The following is a 15,902-nucleotide window of genomic DNA, read 5'->3' on the forward strand; positions in this document are numbered from 1 at the left end:
AGAAAAAATGGAATGATTCTCATTCCGAAATGAGATCTGCAGGGAAAGCATGAACGTACTTGCCCGGCCCCACCCGGTCCCGCTGTCACCGCTGCTGCTGGCGCTGAGCCTGGCCTTCCCGGCCACCGCCATGGCCGACGACCCGGCCGCTACGCTGGAACACGTCACCGTCAGCGACGAACGCCAGCGCGGCTTTCTCGCCGACACGGTCGAAGTCGGTACCTTCCGCGGCGCCTCCATCCTGGAGGTACCGGCCACCGTCAACGTGGTCACGCGCGAGGTCCTCGACGCGCAGGCCGCCACCGGCATTCATGACGCGCTGCGCAATACCGCCGGTGTCACCCGCCAGCAGCTGGCCGGCGATACCTTCGATCACCTTGCCATTCGCGGCATCACGCTGGAAAACCGCAGCAACTATCGGCTGAATGGTTCGCTGCCGCTGATCAACCTGGTCGGCACCCCGCTGGAAAACAAGGAGCGGGTCGAGGTCCTGAAGGGCGTGTCGGCGCTGTACTACGGCTTCACCACCCCGGCCGGCATCGTCAACCTGGTGAGCAAGCGCGCCGGCTTCACGCCGGTCAGCCGTGCCGGGCTGACGCTGGACGACAACGGCGGCACACTGCTGTCGGCCGATCTGGGCCGCCGCTTCGGCGAACGGCAGCAGTACGGGGTGCGCATCAATGCGGTCGGCGGCACGCTGCGTTCCGCCATCAACGGCGTCGACGGGCGGCGCGAGCTGGCCAGCCTGGCACTGGACTGGAAGGCCAGCGAGCGCCTGAACCTGAAGGCCGACATCGAACACTACCGCAAGAAGATCACCGAACAGACCAGTCTGATCGTGCCGAAAGCCCGCAACGGCCGCATCGCCCTGCCGGCCCTGCCCGACCCGAAGCAGCGCCTGGCACCGCGCTGGGCCGTATTCGACGGCCAGGCGGACAACCTGTTGCTGCGCGCCGACTACAGCCTCAGCGACAACTGGATGCTGACCCTGGAAACCGGCGGCACCGAAGCCTCGCGCCGGCGCGCCGCCACCCAGCTTGACGGCTACGACATCCACAGTGGCGACGGCAGACTGAGCGGCCAGCGCCAGCGCGGAGAGTGGCACAGCCGCCTGCTGCGCACGCAACTGGTCGGCCAGTTGCAGACCGGCCCGCTCAGGCACGAGCTGATCGCCGGTTACGCGCAAAGCCGCCTGACCCAGGCCGCTTTCGACGCGGACAGCTTCCAGACCCGCCAGAACCTGTACCACCCGAGTGAACTGCCATGGCTCCCGGCCCGGGGAATCCGGCGCAACCCGGCCATCCACACCAGCGATCGCGGACTGTATGCAATGGACCGGCTGACCCTGTCGCCACGCTGGCAACTGGTTGCTGGCCTGCGCCATACCGACTACCGCAGCCACCGCGCCGACAGTCGCTACACTGCCAGCCTGAGCACGCCGCTGTTTGCCGCCCTGTTCAGGCCGACCCCGGACATGACGCTGTACGCATCACACGCCAGCGGTCTCGAACAGGGCGCACGTACGCCCCCCGAGGCGGTCAACCGCTACCAGCTGATGCCCCCCGGCATCAGCAAGCAGACCGAACTCGGCTGGCGGGCCGGCGGCGAAAAGGCGCTGCAGTTTTCCAGTGCGCTGTTCGCCATCGAGCGGCCTGCCGCCTATCTGGACACGCGCCGGGTATTCGTTCAAGAGGGGCGCGAGCACTATCGCGGGCTGGAAGCCTCGCTGCAGGGCGCGCTGGCGCGCGACTGGTCGCTGCAGGCATCGGCGCAGTGGCTGCAGGCCCGGTTGCGGCACACCGGACACCCGGACGGCAATGTGCCGGCGAACACCCCGGCCTGGACCGCCAGCCTGTTCGCCCGCTACACGGTTTCTGCCCTGCCCGGTCTGTCGGTCAATGGCGGGGCCTATTACACCGGCAGGCGCCCGGTCAATCACGCCAACCAGGCCTGGGTCGGCGGCTACACGCTGTTCGGGCTGGGCGCGCGCTACCAGCGGCGACTGTTCGGCCAGCGCACCGCCTGGCAGCTGAACGTCGACAATGCCGGCGACAAGCGCTACTGGGCAGGCGGCGCCGGCAGCAGCAAGACCTATCTGTCGGTCGGTGCACCGCGCAGCGCCCGGCTGACGATGACCGTGGATCTCTAGCCCGGGCTTATTTCTCCAGGTCCCAGATCGCCGCCTGCAGCGATTCCAGCCGGCCGGCCAGCGCCGTCTGCGCATCATTCAGTGCCTGGTTGTAGATTTCGCGCCCGGCCTTGTCGATGATGAAATCAAGCAGGAACTGAACGTCGAACTGGCCGAGTTCCACTTCCAGGGAATCGCGCAGGTAGCGCTGGACGTCCACGGCCAGGGCCTGGATCTGTTGCTGGTTCAGCAGGGACGGGGATGCCATCGTTCTTTTCTTTCCTGTTCATGCGTACCCGGCCCGGGGTGGCCGGCGTACAATCGTTCGTTATCCGCGCGAACCGCTCCGGTCCGTGCGCCCCCCTTTGCCACCCAGCAGAAAGCCCGACCATGTACCAACACATTCTCGTGCCCGTCGATGGCAGTCCGGAAGCCAGTCATGGCCTGCGCGAAGCCATCAACCTCGCCCAGAGCCTGAATGCCACGCTGAAGCTCGTGCACATTATCGACCCGATGGTCGCCTATATCGCGATGAACGACCTTGGTGGCGGCAATGCCGCCAGTCACACCGCCGCGCTGCGCGAGGCCGGCAAGACCATTCTCGAGCAGGCGCTGGCGCTGGCCACGGCAGCCGGCATCAAGGTCGAAACCGAGCTGTTCGAATGTACGGCACCGACCGTCGCCGACCTGATTGTCGAGCAGGCGCGACGCTGGCCGGCCGACATGATCGTCATGGGCACCCATGGCCGCCGCGGTCTGACCCGCTTGCTGATGGGCAGCGATGCCGAGATGGTACTGCGCAACAGCCCGGTCCCGGTGCTGATGGTGCGCAGCGCCTGAGCCGGCCTCAGGCCGCCGCTTGCCGCGCCGTCCGTTGCTGGCGGCGCAGCACGATCGCACTGTGGCCGCAGGTCAGCAGAACCGCCAGCCAGATCGGCCCGTAAGTGCCGAGTCCGGCGGCGGTAAACGGTTCGCCAAGGAACAGCAGCGAAATCACGAACAGCAGGACCGGTTCCACGTAGCCGAGAATGCCGAGCATGCTGATCGGCAGCAGTTTGCTGGCGCCAAGGTAGGCGGCAAACGCCGCCGCCGTCATCACGCCGAGGAACGGCAGCAGCAGCCACAGGACGGGACGGGCCGACAGCGCTCCGGTCGCGGCTGGCGTCAGGTAGATCGCCAGCGCAGCGAACGGCAGGATGACCAGCGTTTCCAGCAGAAAACCGCTGACCGGATCAAGATGCACCGCGCGGCGCAGCATCAGGTACGGCGGATAGCCCAGCGCAGTGACCAGCGTCACCCAGGAAAACGCCTGGGTCACGACCAGCTCGTGCAGCACGCCGAGGCAGGCCAGCGTCACCGCCACCCACTGCAGCCGCCCAGGCCGCTCGCGGTAAAACAGAAAACCGACCATCACCATCACCAGCGGCAGCAGGAAATAGCCGAGAGTGACTTCCAGCAGCCGCCCTTCCAGCGGTGCCCACATGAACAGCCACTGCTGCACGCCAAGCAGGAAGCCGTTGACCGGCAGCACCAGCCACAGCAGCGGCTCGTGCCGGAGCCGGCCCAGCGTGGTGGCAAACTTGCGCTGATGGCGCAGCAGGCCGAGCACCACCAGCATGCCCGGCACGGTCCAGACAATGCGCCAGGCAACAATTTCCAGCCCGTGCAGCGGCACCAGCAGCGTGGAATACCAGCCGAGGACGGCGAAGATCAGCGATGCCGTGACTGATAACAGTACGCCCTGGCCTGACAGCATGATGCAGTTTCCCGATTTGCAAGGCCGACGATGGTATCACCGCGCATGACATTGACAAGGGACAATCTGTTTGACGGATGTGCGACGAAAAAGACCCGCGCAAGCGCGGGTCATCAAGGTTACTGCCATGTCGGGTCAGTTTGCGCTGGTCGGCGCCGCCGCCGTGTCCTTGCCGGCACGGGTGTTCGCGGCGAGGAAATCGTCCAGTCCCTTGTGGACCAGCTCATAGGTCTTGTTGATGCCGCTGGCGATATCGCCCCCCAGCACGCCCAGCCCGTCGAGGATCTTGCTGGCTTCCTTGAAGCCGCGCTCGAAGCCACCGCGGATCAGGTCGACGAACTGGCTGGCGACCTGGTCCGGATCTTCGCCTGGATGCTGCGCGGCATAGGCGCCGAAGAAACCGGTCGACAGTTTCAGGATGCGGCTGGCGGTGGCTTCGGCCGAATTGTCCTGGCTCATCGCGTTCTGGATGGCATTCGGCCCGGCTGTTGGCGCCAGCACCTCGTTCAGCGCTTCGATGGCGGTGCGGAACACCAGTTCCTGCGAGCGGTCGCCGGATTTGACCGACAGGTCGACCGACGACTGCAGGATCTGCATGTTGGTTTGCTGGCGCACGGCATGGGCCGCGCCGGCGGCGGTGACCGGTGCGCTGGCGGTCGTGCCTTCGGGCGTTGCAGCCGTGCTCGCCCCCGGGGTGTTCGCCGACCAGGAAGGGGTCGTTGCCGAATTGATGCTGGGGGTGCTCATGCCTGCTCTCCAAAAGAAGTCCCTGTACAGATCAGATCGGTCAGCTTCCGGTAAACTTGAATCCGCGGCCACAACTGTCGTCATCCGGACGCGCTTCTTTTTCCCGTGGCCACACCGATATAAAGTGCGCTTTGTTTGCGTTGACGGCTGGCGTGCCAACGTCATAACGGCTAGTGTCACGCCATTTATCACCCCGTCAGGAGGAATCCATGCTGGAGCTGCAACATTTGCGTGTGTGCCTGGTAGAACCATCCAATCTGCAAAGCCACATCATTGTCCAACTGCTGGCCGAGCTGGGCATCACGCAAGTCGAAACGGTCGGCGACGCGGCCAGTGCGCTGAAGCGCGTGGCCGAGGCACCGGCGCCGGATGTACTGATCAGCGCGCTCTACCTGCCCGATGCCACCGGCACCGAGCTGGTGTACCAGCTGCGCGAGAGTGAAACCGACGCCACTCACCTGCCGTTCATCCTGGTCTCCAGCGAAACCAAGGCGCGCTACCTCGATCCGATCCGCCAGGCCGGCTGCATGGCGATCCTGCCCAAGCCGTTCGATGTAGCCCAGTTGCGCAAGGCGCTCGACAACACCATCGACTTCATCAATGCCGAGGATGATGACAGCGGTGACAACGATATCGACCTGGCCGACCTGGCCGTGCTGGTCGTCGATGACAGCCTGACCGCGCGCCGCCATATCCGCACCGTGCTCGAACGGCTCGGTTTCCAGCGCATCGTGGAAGCCACCGACGGCAGTGCAGCCATCCCGCTGCTGGAACAGACGCTGTTCGACCTGGTCATCACCGACTACAACATGCCCGAAGTCGACGGGCTGCAACTGGTGGACTTCATCCGCCAGCACAGCATGCAGAGCTCGGTGCCGGTGATGATGGTATCCAGCGAACACGACAATGGCCGGCTGGCCGCCGTCATGGATGCCGGTGTTTCGGCCATCTGCGACAAGCCGTTCGAGACCCGCACCATCCGCGGCATGCTGAACAAGATCCTGCGCGCCAGCGTCTGACGCGCGATTTCCCCGCAGCCGGCTCGGCTGCGGGGAACGGCACCCGCCGGAAAATTCCCTTTTCAGACACCGGTTTGCGATCTGTCAAGCAGAATGAATTTTGCGCTGTAAACTCACTGCAACAAAAGTGCAATATTAGTGGAGGATTATAACGGGTTACTCCCCTAACACGCCTCCGATGCCCTCCTCCGCCGCGCCTGCCGCGCCCGCCCCTTCGCTGTCTTCGATGCCCGTGCATGACCAGAAACCTGGTCTGCTTTCCACTTTCGTCTTTATCGGCCTGCTGGTCGGCGGTCTGCTGTTCACCGGTTACAACGTGGTGGCCGACATGAACGAGACCGGGGTGAAAGTCACTTCATGGTTACCCTATCTGGCGCTCGGCCTGGCGCTGCTGATCGCACTGGGTTTCGAATTCGTCAACGGCTTCCATGACACGGCCAATGCCGTCGCCACGGTGATCTATACCCATTCGCTCTCGCCGAATGTCGCGGTGGTCTGGTCAGGTTTCTTCAATTTCCTCGGCGTGCTGCTGTCCAGCGGGGCGGTGGCCTACGGCATCATTTCCCTGCTGCCGGTCGAACTGATCCTGCAGGTCGGCTCCAGTTCGGGCTTCGCCATGGTGTTCGCGCTGCTGATTGCCGCCATCCTGTGGAATCTCGGCACCTGGTGGTTCGGCCTGCCGGCCTCGTCGTCGCACACGCTGATCGGTTCGATCATCGGCGTCGGCATCGCCAATGCGCTGATGCACGGCCGCGATGGCGCCAACGGCATCGACTGGGCCCAGGCCACCAAGGTCGGCTACTCGCTGCTGCTGTCGCCGCTGGTCGGCTTCGGCTGTGCCGCGCTGCTGTTGCTGGTGCTGCGCAAGTGGGTCAGGAACAAGGCGCTGTATGAAGAACCGAAGGGCAAGACACCGCCGCCGCTGTGGATTCGCAGCCTGCTGATCCTGACCTGTACCGGCGTGTCGTTCGCGCACGGTTCCAATGACGGCCAGAAGGGCATGGGCCTGATCATGCTGATTCTGGTCGGCACGCTGCCGATGGCCTATGCGCTGAACCGCAGCATTCCGGCAGGCCAGGTCGAGCAGTTCGTGGTGCTGGCCCGCAACACCCAGCAGTCGCTGTCGGTCACCCCGCCGGCGACGCCCGATGCCCGCAAGGTGCTGGCCGATTTCGTCGAGTCCAAGCAGTCGCACGCCGAGCTGGGCCCGGCCCTGGCCGCCGTGATCGGCAGCATCGGCCAGCAGGTCAAGGCCTACGGCTCGCTGGCATCGGTGCCGACCGAGGCCAGTTCGGCACTGCGCAACGACATGTACCTGACCTCGGAAGCGATCCGTCTGCTGCAGAAGGACAAGACCGTGCATTTCGACGCGGTGACCAGCGAGCGGCTGGCCGCCATCAAGAAACAGATCGACAACAGCATCCGCTTCATTCCGTCGTGGGTGAAGGTGGCGGTCGCCATCGCGCTGGGGCTTGGCACCATGGTCGGCTGGAAGCGGATCGTGGTCACCGTCGGCGAGAAGATCGGAAAGTCGCACCTGACCTATGCGCAAGGCGCGTCGGCCGAGCTGGTCGCCATGATGACCATCGGCGCGGCCGACATGTACGGCCTGCCGGTGTCGACCACCCATGTGCTGTCGTCCGGCATCGCCGGCACCATGGCCGCCAACAAGTCCGGTCTGCAGATGTGCACCATCCGCAACCTGATGCTGGCCTGGGTGCTGACCATGCCGGCCGCCATCGTGCTGTCGGGCAGCCTGTACTGGCTGTTCACCCAGATGGCGACGCTGATGAAGTGAGGCGTGCCGACGGCCGGGAAGTCGATTGACCTGCATCAACGGGCCCGGTAGATTGCATTGACGCTTGTCCATGCGACTGACCAGACTGGGACAAACAGATAAAAGTCCCCGTCGGCAAATAAAGGAGAACCCATGTTTCCAGAGTACAGAGAACTGATTTCCCGGCTCAAAAGCGAAAATGGTCATTTTGAAAAGCTGTTCGACAAGCACAACGAAATGGACCAGCAGATCAAGAATATCGAGGCGAAGATCGAACCGGGTAGCCGTGAGGCCCTGGAATCGCTGAAGAAGGAAAAACTCAGGCTCAAGGACCAGCTGTACGACATCCTGCAAAAGGCAGATGCCGCCCGCTAGGGTCGAAATGGGCCGAGAACCCGCCGCCAGGCGGGTTTTTCATTGCCTGCCGCCGGCCATCGCGCCCGAACAGTTCCAGCGAATAGCTGACCGGAAAGCGGGGCTCCCCCGCCTCGATCAGCAGGTTCCAGTAGCCTCTGGCGGCCACGGTGAACTGGACCACGCGCAGCGGATGGCGCCCGCCGTTCATCCTCCGTACCAGGCCGGCTTCCAGATCCGCGTAATCGACGTCATCCAGCAGCCAGATTTTGCGCGCCTGCGAGCAGGCGACCCTGATGAGGTCGCCGCGGTTCAGAAACGTGCGCTGGTGGTGATAGTACATGTCATGGCATTCCGTCTGGAGAATTGCCAGACTATCGGCTCAGCAAATTCTTCATAAAGTCAGAATATTCCTATAGTTATCACTCCAATTTCTGAATGCAACATCACGCCCCGGACAGGACGGCAGCCATGCCGGAATGTTTTCGGCATATGACAAATCAAAAGATGCGCGAAATGGCGTGTCCGGACATGCTATGTTCCTGCCTGCGTCAAAGAACAGGCACCACGAACCATTCATGCCAGCGTCAACAGGACACCCCGGCAGCCCCCCGAGAGAAGCCGGTTTTTCACCGGGAAAAGGCATCCGCTTTGTCAGGCGGATCCATCGCCTGCGCACTCTCGGCCTTGGTGTCGGCTTTCTCTGCGTGGCCACGACCATGGCCGGGCTGGATGCGTCACCGGCACTGTGGGTCCTGCTGCTGCTCAACGGGTATGCGTGGCCACACCTCGCCTGCCAGTGGGCGTTGCGCTCCCGCTCCCCGTTTGCGGCCGAATACCGGAACCTGCTGATCGACATCGGCCTGGCCGGATTCTGGGTGGTGGCCATGCGCGGCAACATCATGCCGTCCACGGTCATCATCGCCATGATGTGCATGAACAATATCGCCTCGGGTGGTGTCCGCCTGTTCCTGTACGGGCTGGTCAGTGCGCTGGCCGGCATGCTGGCCGGTGCCGCCCTGCTAGGCGTCAGGCTGGCGCCGCAGACCAGCATAGCGGAAGCGCTGTCCTGCCTGCCGCTGCTGTTCCTGTACACACTGGTACTGGGCAAGAGCACTTACGACATTGCGAAAAAACTCGCGCGGCAGTCACGCGAATTCGAGGCCATCAGCCAGCGTGACGGACTGACCGGCCTGTACAACCGCCGCCATTTCGAGTCGCTGCTCAAGCAGGTGCTCGACGATTGCCGGCGGGGCGGGCATGGCGCGAGCCTGTTGCTGCTGGATCTCGACTTCTTCAAGCACATCAATGACACGCATGGTCACCAGGTCGGCGACACCGTGCTGCGGAACTTCTCCCGCCTGCTGGAAAACCATCTGCGCCAGGAAGACATCATCGCCCGCTATGGCGGCGAGGAGTTCGTCATCATCATCAACCGGGTCGACGAGGCCGGCGCACTGGCACTGACCCGGCGCATTGTCGAGCGCGTCCGCGCACTGCAGACGGTCGACAATACGCTCTGGGGCTGCACGGTCAGCGCCGGCCTGGTGCCCTATGCGGCGCACCTGGACGACGATTACGACTGGGTCCGGCGGGCCGACCATGCGATGTACCAGTCGAAGAATGCCGGCCGCAACCGGCTGACGCTCGGCCGGTAGTTCAGACGCGGAACGCTTCCAGCGTCTTCTGCATTTCCCTCGCCTGCTCCTGCAGCTGATACGCCGACTCTGCGGTGGACGAGGCCCCGGCATGACTCTCTTCGGTCATCTGTGCGATGCGTTCGATCTGCTGGGCAATATTGTTGCTGGCCTGCGACTGCTCGCGCATCGAGCTGGTGATTTCCCCGACCTGCAGCACGGTGTTTTCGGTGCTGCCGATGATGCGCTTGATCGCATCGGTAGCCTGCCCGGCCTTGTCCATGCCCTGGCTGACCTGGGACACCACCGACTGCATGGTATCGACCGTGTCGCCGGCCTCGTGCTGGATGGTCTGCACGGTGCGGGTGATTTCCTGGGTCGACAGCGAGGTCCGCTCGGCCAGCTTGCGCACCTCGTCCGCCACCACGGCAAAGCCGCGGCCCTGTTCGCCGGCGCGCGCCGCTTCGATGGCCGCATTCAGTGCCAGCAGGTTGGTCTGGTCGGCAATGTCCTGGATCACGTTGATCACTTCGCCGATGCTGACCGTATGGTCTTTCAACTGCTCGATCTTGCTTGCCGCCTGCTGGATGGTGGTCGCGGTTTCGGCAAAGGTGGCAATGGTGTCGCCGATTTCATTGCCGCCGGCGTTCGCTTCGTCGCCTGCCTTGCGGCTGCTGTCATTGGCGCTGACCGCCCGGTCGGCGACCTGCGCGATGCTGACCGTGACCTGCTCGACCGCCGCCGACATGCTCGATGACGACTCGCTGACCTGTTGCGACGCCTGGGTCATCTGCTGCGAGGCGGTCGACACCGACTGCGCGGCGGTACTGACGTTCAGCCCGAGCGCGTGCAACTGGCGGAAGCTGGTCTGCAGGGTATCCAGCAGTCCGTTCAGCGAATGATAGGCATCACCGATTTCATCGCGCTGCGTGCGCTGGAAGCGGCGGGTGAAGTCCAGGTCGGTCGACAGCGCCGTCAGGCCGTCGCGCAGCGCCGATATCGGCCGGTTGATCTGGCGTGTCGTCCACAGTCCGCCGGCCAGCAGCAGCCCGCCGACAGCCAGTGCCACGGCCAGCAGCGCCCCCTTGCCGGCGGCGATGGTGTCGTGCAGGCGGGAAATCGAGCTGCCGAGCAGTTGCTTGTTGTAGTCACTGGCATGCTGCAGGGTGGCGGCAGTGCGAACCGACAGCGGCGTCACTTTCTCGATCGAGTAGCGGCGCGCCAGTTCGAAATTGCCCTGTTCGGACAGGGCCAGCACTTCCGGCACCTGCGCATAGTACTGGGTCAGGGCATCACTGACCGCGTCGATATTGGCGCGATCCTGGTCATCCGAGGCCAGCTCGCTGCGGTAGTGCTGTACCCCGGCCAGGATTTTCTGTTTGGCCTGTTCGAATTCGGTTTTGTATTTCTGCTTGCCGCCCGGCTCGGCCAGGATGTGCAGCAGCACGTCGCGGCGACTGCCGGCAAAGTCCTCGCCGATCCGGTTGATGGCCTCGGCCGACGGAAGAATGACACGGTCATTGTTGTCGACTTCGGACTGAATGGTGAAAAACAGGAAAAACGCGGCCAGCGCCATGACGATCAGGCCAAGCATGCCCAGGCCGGACAGCGTGTACAAACGGGTGGATATCTTCAAGGTGGCAATCTCGGAAAAAAAGAAAACACACCGGTTCGCAGGCAATGGCGCCCCCGCTCCGGTCACAACACGCCATGGCGGCTTGCGGCCGGATCGGCGGCATCACGCAATTACGTCAAGGTAATTTACCATATTGTGTTGTCCATTCCATGCCTGTGTCACAAAATATTCATCCAGGTAACCATATGTCAGCCCCGTTCGGGCGGCATCCTGTGCGGCAGGGACATTTCCCGCCACACGCACCAGTGGATATGCGTACACTGAAGCGTGCCGCACGGAAGCCGGCCCGTCGGCGCCGGCGGCTCAATGGTTCTCCTGAGAGGAGTGCGCATGAAAAGTCAATGGATCTCCCCCACCGAATGGTCTCGCCGTCAGTGCGACATCAATACCCGGCGGGTCTCTCCTGCCACGCACATCAAGACGCAGAAGCAGATCAATGAGGCGCATGCCCGCGCCGAGCTCGAATATCGCCGCGATCTGAAGCGGGCAAACGACTAGCAGGATCGGACACGCCCTGAGCTGATCCGCATCAATCCGTCGCGCCGGATCGCCCTCTATGCTGGAAGTGAGCGTTCGCTTGTCAGCATGTTCCGCGATCGGGCGAACAGCCTTTGTCGGCACCACGGATTGGTGACACAGCCAGGAGAGCCTCATGTACACCCGCATCCTCGTTCCCATCGACGGCAGTTCCACTGCCGAGCGCGGCCTTGACGCCGCCATGGATCTCGCCGCCCGTCTCGATGCCACCATCCGCATCGTGCATATCGTCGATCCGCACGTGACGGTAGTGGGACTGGACGGCATGACCGAGACCATCAACGACTTCGTCGCCCAGCTGATCGAGGAAGGCAAGCAGTTGCTCGACGACGCCAAGCAGAAAGTCACCGCGCGCGGGCTCAAGGTCGAAGCCTACCTGTACAACCACGTCCATCACACGGTGGCGGCGACCATTGTCGAAGAGGCGCGTGCCTGGCCGGCCGACATGATCGTCATCGGCAGCCACGGTCGTCGTGGCGTCTCGCGCGCCGTGCTCGGCAGCGATGCCGACAAGATCGCCTGTACCAGCCCGGTTCCGGTCCTGATGGTGCGCGACACGAGTATCGACCAGCACACCGAACGCTAGGCGCGGGCTTCTAACACCGGTTTAATTTTCGGTTTCGTATGGTGGCGGCATCTCAATCAGGAGTTTGCCGCCATGCTTCCCTTCACCCGCTTCCGTCTGCTGCACTGGTCTCTGGTCATTGTCTTCCTGGTCGCCTACCTGACCGGCGACGACGGAGAACTGCTGCACGTCTGGACCGGCTATGCGCTGATCGCGCTGCTGGTCGTCCGTCTGCTTGTCAGCCTTTCCGGCGCCGCCGGCTTCTCGCCGCTGATCCCGCGCCGCGCCACCCTGCGCGCCCGCAATGCCACCACCGCCAGCCGGGTCCTGGTGCTGGCCCTGGTGCTCGGCATCATCGGGACTTCGGTCAGCGGCGTGCTGATGATCGACAACGCCCGGGCCATCGGCCTTGCGGCGGCGCAGGCCGTTCCGGCCGCCCACGCCAGTGATGGCGATGACGCGGACGGCGATGAGCGGGACGCCGGTCTGATTGCTTCCGGCAGCCTTGAGGAACTGCACGAGTTTCTCGCCAATGCCACGCTCGCACTGGCCGGTCTGCATGTCGTCCTGCTGTTCGGCTGGCGCCGGCCGCTGGCGCTGACGACGCTGTTCGGCCCCGGTCGCCGGCGCACGGCCTCACGTCCGGCAGCCTCCCCGTCCACCCCGTCGGCCGAATCGTGAGAGGGCCCGCCATGATGACCCGCCTGTCCACACCGATCCTGCTGGCCCTGTCCCTGTTTGTCGTCGTTCCGGCCGTGGCCGCGACGCCCTCCGCCCTGCTGCAGCATTACCAGACCGAGGCCAGACGCCCGGACCCGGCCTTTGCCGCCTCGGCGGAGCGCGGGCAGGCGTTCTTCCTGCGCCAGGTTCCGCGCGACGGCAAGCAGGTCAGTTGCGCCACCTGCCATGGTCGCGATCCGCGCCAGCCCGGCGAAACGCGGGCATTCCGGCCCATCCGGCCACTGGCGCCGGTGGCCAACCCCGAACGCCTGACCGATGCGAAGAAAGTGGAAAAATGGTTCCGGCGCAATTGTGACGATGTCCATGCCCGCGAATGTACGGCGGCGGAAAAGGCTGACTTCATCGCCTGGCTGATCAGCGTCAAATAAGGAAAACCACCATGAGATCCCCACTGCTGCTGACCTGCCTGCTGACCCTGCTGACCCTGCCGGCACTGGCCGACAACCATGACCGCGAGGGCAGGCACCGCTACCGTCAGGTGCCGCCGAATGCCAGTTACCGGGCCGAATGTGCGAGCTGCCACATGGCCTACCCGCCGGGCATGCTGCCGGCGGCGTCCTGGCGGCGGATGATGGGCGGACTGGACCGTCATTTCGGCGAGAACGCCAGCCTCGACGCGGCTACCCGCGATGAGATCACCGCCTTTCTGGTGCTGTGGTCGGCGGAAAATACCAATCCGAAATACCGGCGCAAGTATGCGGAAAATCCGGCCAGCCCGCCGCTGCGGATCACCAGCACGGTCTGGTTCCGCCACAAGCATGACGAGATCCGTCCCGATGTGTTCCGGCGCAAGGGCGTCGGCAGCGCCGCCAACTGTGTCGCCTGTCACCGTCAGGCAGAACGCGGCGATTTCGACGATGACAGCGTGCGAATCCCGCCGCGCTAGCCGCCGGTCCCGGCACCGAAGCGCACGCTGACCATCAGCCCGCTGGCCGCGCCCGGATTGTCGGCCAGCGTCACCCGGGCACCGTGCGCATCGGCAATGCTCTTGACGATGGCCAGCCCCAGCCCGCTGCCGGTGTTGCCGCGATCGCCACAGCGATAAAAACGATCGAACACCCGCTGCCGCACCGCTGGCGGAATGCCGGGCCCGGTGTCGATGACCCGCAGTTCGGCATGGCCGCCATCACGCGCCAGTACCACATCAACGCGCCCGCCGGCCGGCGTGTGCGCCAGCGCGTTGCGGACCAGGTTGTCCAGCAGGATGGCAAGGCTGTCGCCGTTGCCCGGTTCCAGCCCGATGTCGTCGCCCGCATTCAGGCCGAGGTCGATGCCCTGTTCGCGAGCCAGATCGTCATAGTCGGCAATGACCTGTCCGGCCAGTGCGACCAGATCGACCGGTGCCCGTTGCGGCAACCCCATCTGCGGTTCATGCCGCGCCAGTGTCAGCAACTGGCGCACCAGGTGCGAAGCCCGGTCCAGACGCTGGCCGAGCCGGGCGAACGCCTCGGCACGCTGGACGTCGTCACCGGCCCGCTCGGCCAGTTGCAGCTGCAGTTTCAGTGCCGTCAGCGGTGTGCGCAGCTCATGTGCGGCATCGGCCACGAAGCTGCGCTGTGCGCTCATCGCCTGCTCCAGTCGCGCCAGCAGGTCGTTCAGCGCCAGCACCACCGGGCGGATCTCGGGCGGCACGTGTGCCAGGGGCAATGGTTTGAGCGCCGACGGGGATTGCCGTCCGACGGCCCGGGCCAGCTGGGCCAGCGGCCGCAGCCCGCGCGACACCACCAGCAGGATGAACAGGCCCAGCAGCGGAATCAGCACCATGAACGGCAGCAGCGAACGCAGTGCCAGTTTCATCGCCAGCCGGTCGCGGTCGCGGCTGGCCCGTGCGACCTGAATCAGGTGCCCGCGCCGGATCTCGGTAAAGACCTGCCAGCGGCCGCTGGCCGAGGACACCGAATGGTGCCCTTCCTTGCGAAACGCCGGCTTCGGCAGGCCCGGTCCGGCATTGGCCGAATAGACCAGCTTGCCGTCGAGATCCCAGATCTGCACCGAGATATCGTCGTTGAGCTCGTCGTCCTCTTCCTCCGCCTGGTGCTGAACCACAATGCGGGTCGGCAGCGAGGTGGCGATCAGGCGCAGCTGGTCGTCAAACAGCTCGCCGGTTTCCTCGCGCACCTTGATGAACATCATCGCACCGGCTATCAGCGTCGACACCAGCACCCCGCCCAGCAGCCAGACCAGCAGTTGCCGCCGTATCGACCTCATGCGTCACCCGGCACCTTGTAGCCGACGCCGCGCACATTCCTGATGAAATCGCTGCCGAGCTTTTTGCGCAGTGCATGGATATAGACTTCGATGGTGTTGCTTTCGACTTCCTCACCCCAGCCGTACATTTTCTCTTCCAGTCTGGCGCGGGATTGCACCGTACCCGGCGGATCGAGCAGGGCCAGCAGCAGCGAGAATTCGCGCCGCGACAGGCTGAGCGGCGCACCGTCGAGGCTGGCCTCGTGCGTGGCCGGATTCAGCGTCAGCCCGCGCAGGCGGATTTCCGGACTGCTGCGCCCGGATCGCCGCCGCAGCAGCGCACGAATGCGGGCAAACAGTTCATCGAGATCATAGGGTTTGACCAGGTAGTCATCGGCACCGGCGTCCAGTCCCTGCACCCGGTCGGCCGTGGCATCGCGCGCAGTCACGATCAGCACCGGCGTATCCCCGCCCGCGCGGCGGTGATCGGCCAGCACGCCCAGCCCCTGCCGGCCGGGCAAGCCCAGGTCGAGCAGCACCAGGTCATAGCGGGTGGTACGCAGGGCGATGTCGGCGCTGATGCCATCCCGGGCCCAGTCCACGGCATAGCCCTCACCGCGCAACCCTTCCTCGACGCTTTCGCCGATCATCCGGTCGTCTTCCACCAGCAGGACGCGCATCCGTTTTCCTTCATTCTGTTTCCGGGCCAGCCGCATCCAGTCCGGTCGTATGTTTCCATAAAATAACCACTCAATAGTTAAAACAGACTGAAAATACGAGAATCATTATTCTCACATACCCCCTGCCCATTTCTTTAT

General features: G+C 64.3%; 18 protein-coding genes. 11 read left to right on the forward strand and 7 right to left on the reverse strand.

Annotated elements, in window-relative coordinates:
* Positions 1-49: 49 nt before the first annotated feature.
* Positions 50-2,149: a TonB-dependent siderophore receptor gene (locus tag ACYVG8_RS04155; protein ID WP_028499061.1), complete on the forward strand. Its 2,100-nt coding sequence runs from the start codon at positions 50-52 to the stop codon at positions 2,147-2,149.
* A 7-nt stretch (positions 2,150-2,156) separates the two neighbouring features.
* Here the strand turns inward: ACYVG8_RS04155 and ACYVG8_RS04160 are convergent, their stop codons facing one another.
* Positions 2,157-2,396, reverse strand: coding sequence for a DUF2164 domain-containing protein (locus ACYVG8_RS04160; RefSeq protein ID WP_028499060.1), 240 nt, complete (start codon positions 2,394-2,396; stop codon positions 2,157-2,159).
* 122 nt (positions 2,397-2,518) lie between these two features.
* Here ACYVG8_RS04160 and ACYVG8_RS04165 point away from each other — a divergent pair, with 122 nt between their 5' ends.
* A complete protein-coding gene (locus ACYVG8_RS04165) occupies positions 2,519-2,968 on the forward strand; it encodes a universal stress protein (protein ID WP_028499059.1) in 450 nt (149 codons plus the stop codon).
* Positions 2,969-2,975: 7 nt separating this feature from the next.
* On the opposite strand, the gene rarD is transcribed toward ACYVG8_RS04165, so the two are convergent.
* Both rarD and ACYVG8_RS04175 read right to left on the reverse strand, forming a co-directional pair.
* Positions 2,976-3,884 (reverse strand): EamA family transporter RarD, encoded by a 909-nt coding sequence (rarD, locus tag ACYVG8_RS04170; protein ID WP_028499058.1) that lies wholly within the window; start codon positions 3,882-3,884, stop codon positions 2,976-2,978.
* Between the two features lie 135 nt (positions 3,885-4,019).
* The gene (locus tag ACYVG8_RS04175; protein WP_028499057.1) at positions 4,020-4,631 is read right to left on the reverse strand and encodes a DUF5610 domain-containing protein; all 612 of its coding nucleotides are present in this window, start codon (positions 4,629-4,631) and stop codon (positions 4,020-4,022) included.
* A gap of 209 nt (positions 4,632-4,840) precedes the next feature.
* Between ACYVG8_RS04175 and ACYVG8_RS04180 the strand changes: the two genes are divergently transcribed.
* The 3 genes from ACYVG8_RS04180 (at position 4,841) to ACYVG8_RS04190 (ending at position 7,802) form a co-directional block, all read left to right on the forward strand.
* Positions 4,841-5,650: a response regulator gene (locus tag ACYVG8_RS04180; protein ID WP_028499056.1), complete on the forward strand. Its 810-nt coding sequence runs from the start codon at positions 4,841-4,843 to the stop codon at positions 5,648-5,650.
* Between the two features lie 226 nt (positions 5,651-5,876).
* Positions 5,877-7,448: an inorganic phosphate transporter gene (locus tag ACYVG8_RS04185; RefSeq protein WP_460745052.1), complete on the forward strand. Its 1,572-nt coding sequence runs from the start codon at positions 5,877-5,879 to the stop codon at positions 7,446-7,448.
* A 132-nt stretch (positions 7,449-7,580) separates the two neighbouring features.
* Positions 7,581-7,802, forward strand: coding sequence for a YdcH family protein (locus ACYVG8_RS04190; protein ID WP_028499054.1), 222 nt, complete (start codon positions 7,581-7,583; stop codon positions 7,800-7,802).
* On the opposite strand, the gene ACYVG8_RS04195 is transcribed toward ACYVG8_RS04190, so the two are convergent.
* The gene (locus ACYVG8_RS04195) at positions 7,753-8,124 is read right to left on the reverse strand and encodes a DUF1883 domain-containing protein (RefSeq protein ID WP_107890020.1); all 372 of its coding nucleotides are present in this window, start codon (positions 8,122-8,124) and stop codon (positions 7,753-7,755) included. The genes ACYVG8_RS04190 and ACYVG8_RS04195 overlap by 50 nt on opposite strands.
* 235 nt (positions 8,125-8,359) lie before the next feature.
* Here ACYVG8_RS04195 and ACYVG8_RS04200 point away from each other — a divergent pair, with 235 nt between their 5' ends.
* Positions 8,360-9,439 (forward strand): diguanylate cyclase, encoded by a 1,080-nt coding sequence (locus ACYVG8_RS04200; RefSeq protein ID WP_199905493.1) that lies wholly within the window; start codon positions 8,360-8,362, stop codon positions 9,437-9,439.
* A 1-nt stretch (position 9,440) separates the two neighbouring features.
* Here ACYVG8_RS04200 and ACYVG8_RS04205 read toward each other — a convergent pair whose 3' ends face one another.
* The gene (locus tag ACYVG8_RS04205; protein ID WP_146745114.1) at positions 9,441-11,054 is read right to left on the reverse strand and encodes a methyl-accepting chemotaxis protein; all 1,614 of its coding nucleotides are present in this window, start codon (positions 11,052-11,054) and stop codon (positions 9,441-9,443) included.
* A gap of 330 nt (positions 11,055-11,384) precedes the next feature.
* Between ACYVG8_RS04205 and ACYVG8_RS04210 the strand changes: the two genes are divergently transcribed.
* The 5 genes from ACYVG8_RS04210 to ACYVG8_RS04230 all read left to right on the forward strand — a co-directional run bounded on the left by ACYVG8_RS04210 (position 11,385) and on the right by ACYVG8_RS04230 (position 13,783).
* A complete protein-coding gene (locus tag ACYVG8_RS04210; RefSeq protein ID WP_156952507.1) occupies positions 11,385-11,552 on the forward strand; it encodes a hypothetical protein in 168 nt (55 codons plus the stop codon).
* Positions 11,553-11,706: 154 nt separating this feature from the next.
* Positions 11,707-12,177, forward strand: coding sequence for a universal stress protein (locus ACYVG8_RS04215; protein ID WP_036385783.1), 471 nt, complete (start codon positions 11,707-11,709; stop codon positions 12,175-12,177).
* 72 nt (positions 12,178-12,249) lie between these two features.
* Positions 12,250-12,837, forward strand: coding sequence for a cytochrome b/b6 domain-containing protein (locus ACYVG8_RS04220; protein WP_107890023.1), 588 nt, complete (start codon positions 12,250-12,252; stop codon positions 12,835-12,837).
* 11 nt (positions 12,838-12,848) lie between these two features.
* Positions 12,849-13,265, forward strand: coding sequence for a DUF1924 domain-containing protein (locus tag ACYVG8_RS04225; RefSeq protein WP_460745053.1), 417 nt, complete (start codon positions 12,849-12,851; stop codon positions 13,263-13,265).
* Positions 13,266-13,276: 11 nt separating this feature from the next.
* Positions 13,277-13,783 carry a diheme cytochrome c gene (locus ACYVG8_RS04230; RefSeq protein WP_036385781.1) on the forward strand — a complete coding sequence of 169 codons (507 nt, stop codon included), beginning with the start codon at positions 13,277-13,279 and terminating at the stop codon, positions 13,781-13,783.
* On the opposite strand, the gene ACYVG8_RS04235 is transcribed toward ACYVG8_RS04230, so the two are convergent.
* Complete coding sequence (locus ACYVG8_RS04235) at positions 13,780-15,105, reverse strand: ATP-binding protein (protein ID WP_107890025.1); 1,326 nt, start codon at positions 15,103-15,105, stop codon at positions 13,780-13,782. The genes ACYVG8_RS04230 and ACYVG8_RS04235 overlap by 4 nt on opposite strands.
* Positions 15,102-15,764 (reverse strand): response regulator, encoded by a 663-nt coding sequence (locus ACYVG8_RS04240; protein WP_460745054.1) that lies wholly within the window; start codon positions 15,762-15,764, stop codon positions 15,102-15,104. Before ACYVG8_RS04240 ends, ACYVG8_RS04235 begins: the two co-directional genes overlap by 4 nt.
* Positions 15,765-15,902 lie beyond the last annotated feature (138 nt).

Source organism: Microvirgula curvata, assembly GCF_054781615.1.

What these genes read in the sequence shown, in the direction of transcription:
- ACYVG8_RS04195 (WP_107890020.1), bottom strand. Translation starts at nt 8,124, where the DNA reads ATGTACTATCACCACCAGCGCACGTTTCTGAACCGCGGCGACCTCATC.
- ACYVG8_RS04200 (WP_199905493.1), top strand. Translation starts at nt 8,360, where the DNA reads ATGCCAGCGTCAACAGGACACCCCGGCAGCCCCCCGAGAGAAGCCGGT.
- ACYVG8_RS04160 (WP_028499060.1), bottom strand. Translation starts at nt 2,396, where the DNA reads ATGGCATCCCCGTCCCTGCTGAACCAGCAACAGATCCAGGCCCTGGCC.
- ACYVG8_RS04220 (WP_107890023.1), top strand. Translation starts at nt 12,250, where the DNA reads ATGCTTCCCTTCACCCGCTTCCGTCTGCTGCACTGGTCTCTGGTCATT.
- ACYVG8_RS04240 (WP_460745054.1), bottom strand. Translation starts at nt 15,764, where the DNA reads ATGCGCGTCCTGCTGGTGGAAGACGACCGGATGATCGGCGAAAGCGTC.
- ACYVG8_RS04180 (WP_028499056.1), top strand. Translation starts at nt 4,841, where the DNA reads ATGCTGGAGCTGCAACATTTGCGTGTGTGCCTGGTAGAACCATCCAAT.
- ACYVG8_RS04210 (WP_156952507.1), top strand. Translation starts at nt 11,385, where the DNA reads ATGAAAAGTCAATGGATCTCCCCCACCGAATGGTCTCGCCGTCAGTGC.
- ACYVG8_RS04215 (WP_036385783.1), top strand. Translation starts at nt 11,707, where the DNA reads ATGTACACCCGCATCCTCGTTCCCATCGACGGCAGTTCCACTGCCGAG.
- ACYVG8_RS04235 (WP_107890025.1), bottom strand. Translation starts at nt 15,105, where the DNA reads ATGAGGTCGATACGGCGGCAACTGCTGGTCTGGCTGCTGGGCGGGGTG.
- ACYVG8_RS04190 (WP_028499054.1), top strand. Translation starts at nt 7,581, where the DNA reads ATGTTTCCAGAGTACAGAGAACTGATTTCCCGGCTCAAAAGCGAAAAT.
- ACYVG8_RS04185 (WP_460745052.1), top strand. Translation starts at nt 5,877, where the DNA reads ATGCCCGTGCATGACCAGAAACCTGGTCTGCTTTCCACTTTCGTCTTT.
- ACYVG8_RS04175 (WP_028499057.1), bottom strand. Translation starts at nt 4,631, where the DNA reads ATGAGCACCCCCAGCATCAATTCGGCAACGACCCCTTCCTGGTCGGCG.
- ACYVG8_RS04155 (WP_028499061.1), top strand. Translation starts at nt 50, where the DNA reads ATGAACGTACTTGCCCGGCCCCACCCGGTCCCGCTGTCACCGCTGCTG.
- rarD (WP_028499058.1), bottom strand. Translation starts at nt 3,884, where the DNA reads ATGCTGTCAGGCCAGGGCGTACTGTTATCAGTCACGGCATCGCTGATC.
- ACYVG8_RS04230 (WP_036385781.1), top strand. Translation starts at nt 13,277, where the DNA reads ATGAGATCCCCACTGCTGCTGACCTGCCTGCTGACCCTGCTGACCCTG.
- ACYVG8_RS04225 (WP_460745053.1), top strand. Translation starts at nt 12,849, where the DNA reads ATGATGACCCGCCTGTCCACACCGATCCTGCTGGCCCTGTCCCTGTTT.
- ACYVG8_RS04165 (WP_028499059.1), top strand. Translation starts at nt 2,519, where the DNA reads ATGTACCAACACATTCTCGTGCCCGTCGATGGCAGTCCGGAAGCCAGT.